Annotated in this window: 11 protein-coding genes; all 11 read left to right on the forward strand. The window is 52.5% G+C overall.

The genetic code is table 11. The features are described 5' to 3' along the window. Positions 1–34: 34 nt before the first annotated feature. The 11 genes from bamA to tilS all read left to right on the forward strand — a co-directional run bounded on the left by bamA (position 35) and on the right by tilS (position 13,673). Positions 35–2,467 (forward strand): outer membrane protein assembly factor BamA, encoded by a 2,433-nt coding sequence (gene bamA, locus AACH44_RS04745; RefSeq protein ID WP_261848279.1) that lies wholly within the window; start codon positions 35–37, stop codon positions 2,465–2,467. Positions 2,468–2,610: 143 nt separating this feature from the next. After that, positions 2,611–3,108 carry a molecular chaperone Skp gene (gene skp, locus AACH44_RS04750; protein WP_010296419.1) on the forward strand — a complete coding sequence of 166 codons (498 nt, stop codon included), beginning with the start codon at positions 2,611–2,613 and terminating at the stop codon, positions 3,106–3,108. 3 nt (positions 3,109–3,111) lie between these two features. After that, positions 3,112–4,134 (forward strand): UDP-3-O-(3-hydroxymyristoyl)glucosamine N-acyltransferase, encoded by a 1,023-nt coding sequence (lpxD, locus tag AACH44_RS04755; RefSeq protein ID WP_261848280.1) that lies wholly within the window; start codon positions 3,112–3,114, stop codon positions 4,132–4,134. 83 nt (positions 4,135–4,217) lie between these two features. Beyond that, positions 4,218–4,691, forward strand: coding sequence for a 3-hydroxyacyl-ACP dehydratase FabZ (gene fabZ, locus AACH44_RS04760; RefSeq protein WP_170309992.1), 474 nt, complete (start codon positions 4,218–4,220; stop codon positions 4,689–4,691). Positions 4,692–4,695: 4 nt separating this feature from the next. Beyond that, positions 4,696–5,484: an acyl-ACP--UDP-N-acetylglucosamine O-acyltransferase gene (gene lpxA, locus AACH44_RS04765; RefSeq protein ID WP_261848281.1), complete on the forward strand. Its 789-nt coding sequence runs from the start codon at positions 4,696–4,698 to the stop codon at positions 5,482–5,484. 3 nt (positions 5,485–5,487) lie between these two features. Beyond that, positions 5,488–6,639, forward strand: a complete 1,152-nt coding sequence (gene lpxB / locus AACH44_RS04770; protein WP_261848282.1) for a lipid-A-disaccharide synthase — start codon at positions 5,488–5,490, stop codon at positions 6,637–6,639. Positions 6,640–6,659: 20 nt separating this feature from the next. Next, a complete protein-coding gene (gene rnhB / locus AACH44_RS04775) occupies positions 6,660–7,256 on the forward strand; it encodes a ribonuclease HII (protein WP_261848337.1) in 597 nt (198 codons plus the stop codon). Between the two features lie 76 nt (positions 7,257–7,332). Beyond that, a complete protein-coding gene (dnaE, locus tag AACH44_RS04780; protein ID WP_261848283.1) occupies positions 7,333–10,815 on the forward strand; it encodes a DNA polymerase III subunit alpha in 3,483 nt (1,160 codons plus the stop codon). A 12-nt stretch (positions 10,816–10,827) separates the two neighbouring features. Further along, positions 10,828–11,787, forward strand: coding sequence for an acetyl-CoA carboxylase carboxyl transferase subunit alpha (gene accA, locus AACH44_RS04785; protein WP_010296434.1), 960 nt, complete (start codon positions 10,828–10,830; stop codon positions 11,785–11,787). A gap of 106 nt (positions 11,788–11,893) precedes the next feature. After that, positions 11,894–12,283, forward strand: a complete 390-nt coding sequence (locus AACH44_RS04790; protein WP_261848284.1) for a VOC family protein — start codon at positions 11,894–11,896, stop codon at positions 12,281–12,283. Continuing rightward, positions 12,273–13,673 carry a tRNA lysidine(34) synthetase TilS gene (tilS, locus tag AACH44_RS04795; RefSeq protein WP_261848285.1) on the forward strand — a complete coding sequence of 467 codons (1,401 nt, stop codon included), beginning with the start codon at positions 12,273–12,275 and terminating at the stop codon, positions 13,671–13,673. Before AACH44_RS04790 ends, tilS begins: the two co-directional genes overlap by 11 nt. The last annotated feature ends 52 nt before the right edge of the window (positions 13,674–13,725 follow it).

Here is a 13,725-nt window from a genome sequence, read left to right on the forward strand (position 1 = left end):
CGCGGGATTAGGTTAGGAAAAACGCATAACAACGATGGCGATCAAAAAGTTGCTCATAGCGTCGCTGCTGTTTAGCAGCGCAACCGTATACGGTGCAGACGGGTTCGTAGTGAAGGACATTCATTTCGAGGGCCTGCAAAGGGTTGCCGTCGGGGCGGCACTACTTAGTATGCCAGTCCGCGTTGGTGATACCATCGGTGACGATGATATCGGTAACACCATCCGTGCCTTGTTTGCGACCGGAAATTTTGAAGATGTTCGCGTCCTGCGCGATGGCGAAACGCTGATTGTGCAGGTGAAAGAGCGTCCGACAATCGCTAGCGTCACGTTTTCCGGCAATAAGTCAGTCAAAGACGACATGCTGAAAGAAAACCTGGAAGCTTCGGGCGTTCGCGTTGGTGAAGCGTTAGACCGCACCGCGCTCACCAGCATCGAAAAAGGACTGGAAGATTTCTACTACAGCGTGGGTAAGTACAGTGCGTCGGTGAAAGCCGTTGTCACGCCACTGCCGCGTAACCGCGTAGACCTGAAGCTGGTCTTCACTGAAGGTGTGTCTGCCCAAATCCAACAGATTAATATTGTCGGTAACAAAGCGTTCAGTTCTGACGAATTGATCTCTCGTTTCCAACTGCGTGATGAAGTGCCGTGGTGGAACGTGGTCGGTGACCGTAAATACCAGAAACAAAAACTGTCTGGCGATCTCGAAACCCTACGGAGTTTCTATCTGGATCGCGGCTATGCACGTTTCAACATCGATTCCACTCAGGTGAGTTTGACGCCAGATAAAAAAGGTATCTATATCACCGTTAATATGACGGAAGGCGATCAGTACAAACTGTCTGGTGTCGCGGTGAAAGGTAATCTGGCTGGTCACTCTGCGGAAATCGAAGGGCTGACGAAAATCGAACCAGGTGAACTCTACAACGGGACGAAAGTAACCCGCATGGAAGAGGACATCAAGAAGCTGCTGGGTCGTTATGGTTATGCCTATCCGCGTGTGGTAACGCAGCCTGAAATTAATGACGCAGACAAGACGGTGAGATTAAACATCAACGTTGATGCGGGTAACCGTTTCTATGTGCGTCATGTGCGCTTTGACGGTAACGACACGTCTAAAGATTCTGTTCTGCGCCGTGAAATGCGCCAGATGGAAGGTGCCTGGTTAGGTAACGATCTGGTTGAGCAGGGCAAAGAGCGTCTAAACCGACTGGGATATTTTGAAAGCGTTGATGTAGAAACACAGCGCGTTCCTGGCGTGGCCGATCAGGTTGATGTGACGTATAAAGTCAAAGAGCGTAATACGGGTACATTTAACTTTGGTGTCGGTTTCGGTACGGAAAGCGGCGTGAGCTTCCAGGCGGGGGTTCAGCAGGACAACTGGCTGGGAACGGGTAACTCTGTGGGGATCAGCGGGACTAAAAACGACTACCAGACATATGTCGAGCTGTCGCTGACTGACCCATATTTTACCGTCGATGGTGTGAGTCTCGGCGGGCGTATCTTCTATAACAAATTTGAAGCGTCTGACGCCGATCTGTCTGACTACACCAACGTGAGTTATGGCCTTGGTAGCACCTTGGGCTTCCCGATTAACGAGAATAACTCACTGCGCGTCGGTTTGGATTATGTGCATAACGATCTGTCGGATATGAGACCGCAGGTAGCGATGTGGCGTTATCTGGATTCCGTGGGGGTTAATCCAGAGGTTGTTGCTGGTACTAACAACAAATCTAGTGCTGATTTCAAAGCGAACGATTTCTTCCTGAATACTGGATGGTCGTATAACAATCTGGATCGTGGTTACTTCCCAACCAAAGGAACGCGTGCGTCTGCGAATGCCAAGATTGCTGTGCCAGGTTCGGACAACGAATACTACAAACTGACGTTTGACTCCACCAGTTATTATCCGCTGACCGACAGCGGTAAATGGGTGGTAATGGGCCGTACGCGTGCAGGTTTTGCTGATGGCATCGGGAGCAAAGAAGTGCCGTTTTACGACAACTTCTACGCCGGTGGGTCGAGCACGGTGCGTGGCTTCCAGTCGAATACGATTGGGCCTAAAGCGGCGTATTACAACTGTGCTGTGGGGGCAGCGTCGTATTCCGGTTGTCCGATTGATAAAACCAATCTGGATGATGCAGTGGGCGGTAACGCGATGGCGGTGCTGAGTGCAGAGCTGATCGTGCCGACGCCGTTTATCAGCGATAAATACGCAAGCTCCGTCCGGACTTCTTTCTTTGTGGACGGCGGTACGGTATGGGATACCAACTGGAAAAATACACAGGAAACGATTGACGCAGGCGTGCCGGATTACAGCAAGGCGAGCAACTTCCGTGTTTCCAGCGGTATCGCGTTGCAATGGATGTCTCCGCTTGGGCCATTGGTCTTCTCCTATGCCCAGCCGGTTAAAAAGTACGATGGAGACAAGTCGGAACAATTCCAGTTTAACATTGGCAAAACCTGGTAGTGTGACGTCAATAGGTCGTATGCAGGGAATGTCGCATCGTTGTTCATGAGTATGAATGGTTGAACATAAACCGTTCACGCCATGGCGCGATGCCCATCATTAAAGTGTCAAGACACAAATTAGGTTAGGTTGAGGAGTTTATAGTGAAAAAGTGGTTATGTGCCGCAGGCCTCGGTTTAGCATTGGCTGCTTCAGCCAGCGTTCAGGCTGCTGATAAGATTGCCGTTGTTAACGTTTCCAGCATCTTCCAACAATTGCCGCAGCGTGAAACCGTTGGCAAACAGCTGGAAAACGAGTTCAAAGGCCGTGCTTCTGAACTGCAATCGATGGAAAACGACTTACAGACCAAGATGCAGAAGTTGCAGCGTGATGGCTCTACCATGAAAGCGAGCGATCGCAGCAAAATGGAAAAAGACGTCATGGCACAGCGCGAGCAGTTCTCTACCAAAGCGCAGGCTTTTGAGCAGGACAACCGTCGTCGTCAGACTGAGGAACGCAACAAAATCCTGAGCCGTATTCAGGATGCGGTGAAAGCCGTTGCAACCAAAGAAGGTTATGATGTTGTGATTGACGCTAACGCGGTTGCGTATGTCGCCAATGCGAAAGACATTACTGCTGACGTGCTGAAACAGGTTAAATAAACCATGTATTCAATTCGACTGGATGCGTTAGCTCAACAGTTGGATGCACAATTACACGGTGATGGCGATATCGTCATCACCGGTGTTGCTTCTATGCATTCAGCAAAAACAGGGCAAATTACGTTTCTTTCCGACAGTCGTTACCGTGAGCAACTGGCCGAGACGCAAGCGTCTGTGGTCGTGCTGACGGAAGCGGATTTACCTTACTGTCAGGTCGCGGCGCTGGTAGTGAAGAATCCCTATCTGACGTACGCTCACATGGCTCAATTGTTGGACACGACACCGCAACCAGCAACCGATATTGCGCCGAGTGCCGTCATTGCCCCCGACGCGACGTTGGGTCGGCAGGTGTCCGTTGGCGCCAATGCCGTCATCGAATCTGGTGCACAGTTGGGTGATGGCGTTGTCATCGGTCCCGGCTGTTTTATTGGTAAAGATGCCCGTATTGGTGCCGGTACGCGTTTGTGGGCAAATGTCACGATTTATCACCGCGTTGAGCTGGGTGAACAGTGCCTGATCCAGTCGGGGACGGTGATCGGTTCTGACGGCTTTGGCTATGCCAACGATCGCGGCAACTGGGTGAAGATCCCGCAGTTGGGAACGGTCAGAATTGGCGATCGAGTTGAGATTGGCGCGAGCACAACCATCGATCGTGGTGCGTTGGATGATACCGTCATTGGCAATGGTGTGATCATTGATAACCAATGTCAGATTGCGCACAACGTCGTGATTGGCGACAATACCGCGGTAGCGGGTGGCGTCATTATGGCGGGGAGCTTGAAAATTGGTCGTTATTGCATGATCGGCGGTGCTAGCGTAATTAACGGGCACATGGAGATCTGCGATAAAGTGACGGTAACAGGAATGGGGATGGTCATGCGACCAATCACTGAACCTGGGGTATACTCTTCGGGTATTCCTTTGCAACCCAATAAAGTATGGCGCAAAACCGCAGCGCTGGTGATGAATATTGATGAGATAAGCAAACGGTTAAAAGCCGTTGAACGAAAAGTCGATAACGTTTAATCACTCGCGTTTTATTTGCGGCCTGCCTGAAGACACCTAATTTAGGGTCTGCGCAGGCCGTGTTGTTGATGGCATCAGTTTTTATGGACAGGAAGAGTATTTTGACTACTGACACTCATACTCTGAATATTGAAGAGATTTTAGAATTATTACCGCACCGTTTCCCGTTTTTGCTGGTTGATCGGGTACTGGATTTTGAAGAAGGGAAGTTTCTGCGGGCGGTGAAAAACGTCTCTTTCAACGAACCCTTCTTTCAGGGGCATTTCCCGGGCAAACCGATTTTTCCCGGCGTGTTGATTCTGGAAGCCATGGCTCAGGCTACCGGTATTCTGGCGTTTAAAAGCGTAGGCAAACTGGAGCCGGGTGAGCTGTATTACTTCGCCGCTGTTGACGAAGCGCGCTTTAAGCGCCCGGTACAGCCAGGCGATCAAATGATCCTTGAAGTTGAATTCATTAAAGAGCGTCGCGGCGTTGCGCGCTTTAAAGGTGTTGCCAAAGTTGATGGCGAAGTGGCCTGTGAAGCGTCAATGATGTGTGCTCGTCGTCGGGAGTCCTGATAACGTGATTGATCAAACCGCCTTTATTCACCCTAGTTCGATTGTTGAAGACGGTGCCATTATTGGTGCTGGCGTTCATATTGGCCCGTTCTGCTACATCGGTTCTCAGGTTGAGATCGGTGAAGGGACGGTGCTGAAATCGCATGTCGTCGTCAATGGTGTCACTAAAATTGGTCGCGACAACGAAATCTATCAGTTCACGTCAATTGGTGAAGTGAATCAGGATCTCAAATATGTCGGGGAGCCGACCCGCGTTGAGATTGGCGATCGTAACCGTATCCGTGAAAGCGTCACGATTCATCGTGGCACGACGCAGGGCGGTGGGTTGACTAAAGTCGGTAGCGATAATCTGTTGATGATCAACACACATATCGCACACGACTGTGTTGTGGGCAATCGCTGTATTCTGGCGAATAACGCGACGCTGGGTGGCCATGTTTCCGTCGATGATTTTGCAATTATTGGTGGAATGACGGCGGTACACCAGTTCTGTATTATCGGTGCTCACGTTATGGTTGGTGGGTGTTCTGGTGTGGCGCAAGACGTGCCGCCGTATGTGATTGCACAGGGTAACCACGCGACGCCGTTTGGCCTGAACATTGAAGGCCTGAAACGTCGTGGATTCGAAAAAGAAACGCTGCATGCGATCCGTAACGCATACAAACTCCTCTACCGTAGCGGTAAAACGCTGGATGAGGTGAAACCGGAAATCGAAGCGCTGGCGGCTGAATATCCAGCGGTGCAGGCATTTACCGATTTCTTTGCCCGTTCTACTCGCGGCATCATTCGTTAATCCATGACATCACGTCCTTTGACTATTGGGCTAGTCGCCGGAGAAACTTCCGGCGACATCCTTGGCGCGGGCTTGATCCGGGCGCTAAAAGAACAGGTGCCTAATGCGCAGTTTGTCGGTGTAGCTGGGCCACGTATGCAGGCTGAAGGTTGTGAAGCCTGGTACGAAATGGAAGAGCTGGCCGTCATGGGGATTGTTGAAGTACTCGGACGCCTTCCTCGCCTGCTGAAGATTCGGCGGGATTTAACCCAGCGCTTTAGCGATCTCCAGCCCGATGTCTTCGTGGGCATTGATGCACCTGATTTCAATATCACGCTGGAGGGCAATCTCAAACAGCGCGGTATCAATACCATTCACTACGTCAGCCCATCCGTGTGGGCGTGGCGGCAAAAACGTGTTTTCAAAATAGGTAAAGCGACCAATCTGGTGCTGGCTTTCTTGCCTTTTGAAAAAGCGTTTTACGATCGTTTCAATGTACCTTGTCGCTTTATCGGCCATACGATGGCTGATGCGATGCCATTGCATCCTGATAAGCTGGCAGCACGCGCGACGTTGGGTATTGCGCCTGATGTGCATTGTCTGGCGCTGTTGCCGGGCAGTCGCGGTGCAGAAGTTGAAATGTTGAGCGCCGATTTTCTCAATACAGCCGTGCTGTTGCGTCAGTATTTTCCCGATCTGGAAATCGTGGTTCCGCTGGTCAACAGCAAACGGCGTGAACAGTTTGAGCGGATAAAAAGTAGTGTGGCGCCCGATCTGCGCGTGCATCTGCTGGATGGGCAAGCGCGTGAAGCTATGATTGCCAGTGATGCGGCACTATTGGCATCCGGTACGGCTGCATTGGAGTGCATGCTGGCGAAATGCCCGATGGTTGTCGGTTATCGTATGAAGCCCTTTACCTTCTGGCTGGCGCAGCGCTTGGTCAAAACGTCGTGGGTGTCGCTGCCGAATTTGTTGGCTGGGCGTGAGCTGGTGGCAGAATTGCTACAGACCGACTGTACGCCGGATAAGCTCGCTGCTGCACTGTTGCCGCTGTTTGCCGATACGGACAAAATGACTGAGCTACGCACAACATTTGTGGATTTGCATCAGCAAATCCGCTGTAACGCCGATGAGCAAGCGGCTCAGGCGGTACTGGAATTAGTAAAGCCATGTTAGTAAAACCATCTAATAAAACCATGAGTGAAATTTTTATCTATCCGCAGGCGACCTGTATCGCTGGCGTTGATGAAGTGGGCCGTGGCCCTTTGGTTGGCGCGGTCGTCACGGCGGCGGTGATTCTTGACCCGACCCGACCGATTGTCGGGCTGGCGGATTCCAAACAGCTGAGTGAAAAACGTCGACTGGCGCTCTATGATGAAATCAAAGAGAAAGCGTTGGCGTGGAGCCTCGGTCGTGCGGAACCGGAAGAGATTGATCAACTGAATATCCTGCATGCTACCATGCTGGCAATGCAGCGTGCGGTGGCTGGGTTGTCTATCGTGCCTGACTTTGTTCTCATTGACGGTAACCGCTGCCCTGCATTGCCGATGTCCGCTCAGGCGGTGGTTAAAGGGGACAGCCGCGTGGCAGAAATCAGCGCGGCTTCGATCATGGCGAAGGTCACCCGCGATCATGAGATGGTTGAATTGGATCAACGTTTCCCTGCTTATGGCTTTGCTCAACACAAAGGCTATCCAACGGCTTTTCATCTGGAGAAACTGGCTGCACTGGGTGCCACAGAGTTTCACCGTCGGAGCTTCGCGCCAGTCAAACGTGCATTAGGGCTGGCGTAAAACATCATCATTCACTCTCTGTGTTGTGATATGACTATTGCAATGCTGACTAATCGATAAATTCTGGGATCTGGGTATGGCCGAACCACGTTTTGTTCACCTGCGTGTTCACAGTGACTATTCCATGATCGATGGGCTAGCCAAAGTCGGTCCGCTGGTAAAAAAAGCGGCGGCACTTGGCATGCCAGCGCTGGCGATTACCGATTTTACCAACCTGTGTGGGCTGGTAAAATTCTATGGCGGCGCGCATGGCGCGGGAATCAAGCCCATTATCGGCGCAGATTTCTATGTCCAAAGCGACGAATTGGGTGATGAGTTGGCGCATCTCACTGTGCTAGCCATGAACAATCAAGGCTATCAGAATCTCACGCTGTTGATTTCCCACGCTTATCAACGTGGTTATGGTGCTGCCGGACCGACAATTGACCGGGATTGGCTGGTTGAGCACCAGGAAGGGCTGATTTTACTGTCTGGCGGCCGCCGGGGTGATGTCGGTCAATTTTTGCTGCGCGGTAACCAGACGCAGGCCGAACAGTGTCTGGCCTTCTATCAGGAACACTTCCCCCAGCGTTACTATCTGGAATTGATCCGCACGTCCCGCCCCGATGAAGAAAGCTATTTGCATGCCGCCGTCGAGCTGGCGACGAAGCACGGGATACCCGTGGTGGCGACTAATGAAGTGTGCTTTATCAGCACCGATGATTTTGATGCCCACGAAATCCGCGTAGCGATTCACGATGGCTACACGCTTGATGATCCCAAACGTCCACGTAATTATAGCCCGCAGCAATACATGCGTTCCGAAGAGGAAATGTGCGAGCTGTTTGCTGACATCCCCGAAGCGTTGGCGAACAGTGTTGAAATCGCCAAGCGCTGTAATGTAACGATCCGTTTGGGCGAATATTTTCTTCCGCAGTTCCCGACGGGTGAGATGAGCACCGCAGATTTTCTGGTTCAGTGTTCGAAAAAAGGGTTGGAGGATCGTCTTGAATTCCTGTTCCCTGACCCGGAAGTACGCGCTGAGCGTCGACCGGAATATGATGAACGTCTGGACATCGAACTGGGCGTCATCAACCAAATGGGGTTCCCGGGCTACTTCCTGATCGTCATGGAATTTATCCAGTGGTCGAAGGATAACGATGTGCCTGTTGGCCCAGGACGTGGCTCCGGTGCGGGTTCATTGGTCGCCTACGCGCTGAAAATCACCGATCTAGACCCGCTAGAGTTCGACCTGCTGTTTGAACGCTTCCTCAACCCTGAACGCGTCTCGATGCCTGACTTTGACGTCGATTTCTGCATGGAAAAACGCGACAAGGTTATCGATCACGTTGCGGAAATGTACGGGCGTGATGCAGTTTCTCAGATTATCACCTTTGGTACGATGGCGGCGAAAGCGGTTATTCGTGACGTAGGACGTGTACTCGGACACCCCTATGGGTTTGTCGATCGCATTTCAAAACTGGTGCCGCCCGATCCCGGTATGACGTTGGAGAAGGCGTTTGCCGCCGAACCGCAATTGCCGGAAATTTATGAAGCCGATGAGGAAGTTAAGGCTCTCATCGATATGGCACGAAAGCTCGAAGGGGTGACGCGTAACGCTGGTAAGCATGCGGGTGGGGTGGTGATATCCCCGACCAAAATAACCGATTTTGCGCCGCTGTATTGCGATTCGGAAGGGAATCACCCGGTTACCCAGTTTGATAAGAACGATGTGGAATATGCTGGTCTGGTGAAGTTCGACTTCCTTGGCTTACGTACATTGACCATCATCGACTGGGCGCTGGAGATGATCAACGCCCGCCGTGCGAAGCAAGGTCAGGAACCGATTGATATCGCCGCGATCCCACTCGACGATAAGAAAAGTTTCGACATGCTGCAACGCTCGGAAACCACCGCGGTATTCCAGCTTGAATCGCGTGGCATGAAAGATCTGATTAAGCGTCTGAAGCCCGACTGTTTTGAAGATATGATCGCACTGGTGGCCTTGTTCCGTCCCGGCCCGCTGCAATCCGGCATGGTGGATAACTTCATCGACCGTAAGCATGGGCGTGAAGCGATTTCGTACCCTGATATCGAGTGGCAGCACGAGTCGCTCAAGCCCGTGTTGGAGCCGACCTACGGTATTATCCTGTATCAGGAACAGGTGATGCAGATCGCACAGGTTCTGGCGGGCTATACGCTGGGCGGTGCGGATATGTTGCGTCGTGCGATGGGGAAAAAGAACCCAGTCGAGATGGCGAAGCAGCGCGGCGGTTTTGAAGATGGCGCTAAATCGCGCGGCGTGAACGGTGAGTTGGCGGTTAAGATTTTCGACCTGGTGGAAAAATTCGCCGGTTACGGCTTTAATAAATCTCACTCTGCGGCTTATGCGTTGGTGTCTTACCAAACGCTGTGGCTGAAAGCGCACTATCCGGCTGAATTCATGGCGGCGGTAATGACGGCCGATATGGATAACACGGATAAAGTCGTAGGGCTGGTTGATGAATGCTGGCGGATGGGGTTAAAAATCCTGCCACCGGACATCAACAGCGGTCTGTACCACTTTCACGTTAACGATGATGGCGAGATTGTTTATGGTATCGGCGCCATTAAAGGCGTAGGTGAAGGCCCGATTGAGGCGATTATCGAAGCGCGTAATCAGGGCGGCTATTTTAGGGAGCTGTTTGACCTCTGCGCCCGTACCGATATTAAAAAGCTGAACCGTCGCGTGCTGGAAAAGCTGATCATGTCCGGGGCGTTCGATCGTCTGGGGCCGCATCGCGCTGCGCTGATGAATTCATTGGCTGACGCGCTGAAGGCTGCCGATCAGCATGCGAAAGCCGAAGCCATCGGTCAGGTGGATATGTTTGGCGTGCTGGCCGATGCGCCTGAACAGGTTGAGCAATCTTACAGCACCGTACCACCGTGGCCGGAGCAGGTGGTGTTGGATGGTGAGCGGGAAACGCTGGGACTGTACCTGACCGGCCACCCGATCACGCAATATATTAAGGAAATTGAACGCTATGCCGGTGGCGTGCGTTTGAAAGATATGCACCCGACGGATCGGGGCAAAATGACCACTGCCGTTGGGCTGGTGTTAGCGGCTCGCGTCATGGTTACCAAACGGGGAAACCGTATTGGTGTCTGTACGCTGGACGATCGGTCCGGTCGGCTTGAGATCATGTTGTTTACCGATGCATTGGAAAAATATCAGCATTTACTTGAGAAAGACCGTATCCTTATCGCCAGTGGACAGGTCAGCTTTGATGACTTCAGTGGCGGGCTTAAAATGACCGTCCGAGAGTTAATGGATATCAGTGAAGCGCGGGAAAAATACGCGCGCGGGCTTGCTATCTCGCTGACTGACAGGCAAATTGATGACCAGCTATTAAACCGTCTCCGCCAATCGTTGGAACCTCATCGATCGGGGACGATCCCAGTGCATCTCTATTACCAGCGTGAAGATGCGCGTGCCCGACTACGTTTCGGCGCAGCATGGCGTGTAACGCCTGCCGATGCGCTACTGAACGAGCTGCGCACATTAGTGGGTAATGAGCAGGTGGAACTGGAATTTGACTAATATAGGAATACTATGAGTCTGAATTTTCTTGATTTTGAGCAGCCGATTGCAGAGTTGGAAGCGAAAATTGACTCGCTGACTGCAGTCAGCCGTCAAGACGAAAAATTAGATATTAATCTGGACGAAGAAGTCCAGCGCCTGCGTGAAAAGAGCGTTGAACTGACGCGCAAAATTTTCGCCGATTTGGGTGCCTGGCAGGTTGCGCAATTAGCGCGCCATCCGCAACGTCCTTATACGCTTGATTATATTAAGCATATCTTTACCGACTTTGATGAATTGGCGGGCGATCGTGCCTATGCTGATGATAAAGCCATTGTCGGCGGGATTGCCCGTTTGGATGGACGTCCGGTGATGATCATTGGTCATCAGAAAGGACGTGAAACTAAAGAAAAGATTCGCCGTAATTTCGGCATGCCTGCACCAGAAGGGTATCGCAAAGCGCTGCGCCTGATGGAAATGGCCGATCGCTTCAAGATGCCGATTATCACCTTTATCGACACGCCGGGCGCTTATCCAGGCGTTGGCGCAGAAGAGCGCGGTCAGTCTGAGGCTATCGCGCGCAACCTGCGTGAAATGTCGACGCTGCGTGTGCCAATCATCTGTACCGTTATCGGCGAGGGGGGCTCCGGTGGTGCGTTGGCTATTGGCGTGGGCGACAAGGTCAATATGTTGCAGTACAGCACCTACTCGGTCATTTCACCGGAAGGCTGTGCCTCTATCCTGTGGAAGAGCGCGGATAAAGCGCCGCTGGCAGCAGAAGCCATGGGCATCATTGCGCCGCGTCTGAAAGAGCTGAAACTGATCGATACCGTGATCCCTGAGCCGTTGGGGTCGGCACACCGTAACGTTCCAGCGATGGCAGAGTCTCTGAAAGCACAGTTGCTGGCCGACCTGCTCGACCTCGATGGCCTGACAGAAGAAGAACTGTTGAACCGCCGTTATCAGCGTTTGATGAATTACGGCTACTGTTGATAAGGTGATTGTCTGATTGATGTATTATCAATCAGTCGATTCTGGCGTTACTCTGAAAATCCGTTGTCAGAAATGACAGCGGATTTTTGCTATGAGGGTTTGAAGCATGCTGAAACTGCTCGATGTCCATCACATTGCGGTTATTGCCTCTGACTATGAACGCAGCAAGGCGTTTTATTGTGATGTGCTGGGATTTACGTTGAACAACGAGGTCTACCGTGAAGCGCGGCAGTCGTGGAAAGGGGATCTCTCGCTGAATGGACGCTATACCATTGAGCTCTTTTCTTTCCCCCATCCACCTGCGCGCGTCAGTCGGCCAGAGGCCTGTGGGCTACGCCACTTGGCTTTTGCCGTAGCTAACGTAGAACAGGCCGTCGCTTCGCTGGAACAGGCTGGCGTCATCTGTGAATCTGTCCGGATCGATCCTGAAACGCAGCAGCGCTTCACCTTTTTCTCCGATCCTGACGGCTTGCCTTTAGAACTGTATGAGATCTGATACCGTGGATTGCACCGAACCTGATGATGGATTACTCCAGACGATCGTGACGCAAACGGCCGGATGCGAGTCGATCTTGTTGGCCTACAGCGGGGGGCTGGACTCTAGCGTGCTATTGCATCTGCTGGTGGCTCTGCGTCAGCGTACAGGGATGACTATTCGCGCAGCTTATATTCATCACGGCTTAAATCCACTGGCAGATAGCTGGGCTGAACATTGTCGTCAGCAGTGTGAAGGCTGGCAGGTGCCGTTTGCCTCGCTGCCGGTGAAGGTGGTGGCGCAGAACGGCGGCATTGAAGCCGCAGCCAGGGCGGCGCGTTATCAGGCGCTGCAAGCACATCTGCAAACCGGGGAAACTCTGCTGACGGCGCAGCATCTTGATGACCAGAGCGAAACTTTTTTACTGGCGCTGAAACGCGGCAGTGGGCCTGCGGGATTGTCTGCGATGGCGGCTGACAGTATGTTGGGTCATCATCGCCTCATTCGTCCGTTGTTAGGGCTCTCTCGTCTCCAGTTGGAAGCGTATGCACAGCGGCATCAGCTTGGCTGGATTGAAGACGACAGCAATCAGGATGAACGTTTCGACCGCAATTTTCTACGCCGTCAGATCTTACCGCGATTGACGCAGCGCTGGCCGCATTTTCCCTCCGCCGTGGCACGTAGCGCCCAGCTCTGTGCCGAACAGGAACAACTGCTCGATGAGCTGCTAGAGGAATCATTGCAGGTGCTATGTCAGCCGGACGGCGCGCTGAGCATTGACGGTCTGGTGCCGCTGAGTCCAGTGCGGCGTTTTGCACTCCTGCGTCGCTGGCTGGCGCAGCAAGGGGCAACCATGCCCGCACGTGAACAATTGCAACGGCTTTGGGATGAAGTTGCGACAAGCCGGCAGGATGCGGAACCGGTATTGCAGTTAAATCAGATGCAAATCCGCCGTTTTCGCCAACATCTCTATCTGCTACCGCTGATGTCGTCGCTCAAAGACCGTATTCTGCCGTGGCAACCAACGTCATGCTCGTTATCTCTTCCTGACAACCTGGGCACGTTGTCACTGGCCGATAGCGGTGTGGCGATTCGCGCTCCGGAAAACGGTGAGGTGGTGAGTATTCGCTTTTCGACCAGTGGAGCCGTGCATATTGTTGGCAGGGCCCACGGACGGCAAATCAAAAAGCTCTGGCAGGAGCTGGACGTTCCGCCCTGGTGGCGCGATCGGACGCCATTGGTGTTCTACAACGAGCAACTGATTGCGGCGGTGGGGCGATTTGTCTCGCGAGAAGGGCAGGCGAAAGCAGATCAGCCAGTGTGGCACATTACCTGGGAAAAGAAAGCTTGGGAAAAAGAGCTTGGGAAAAGAAAGCCTGAGAAAAAGCTGAAGTTGGCAGGCCCGAAATAAAAACGGACAACCTGTGTTGTCCGTTTTGGAAGCATTGATTCAGCGTTTGCCG

Source organism: Pectobacterium araliae (assembly GCF_037076465.1).
Lineage (GTDB): Bacteria > Pseudomonadota > Gammaproteobacteria > Enterobacterales > Enterobacteriaceae > Pectobacterium > Pectobacterium araliae.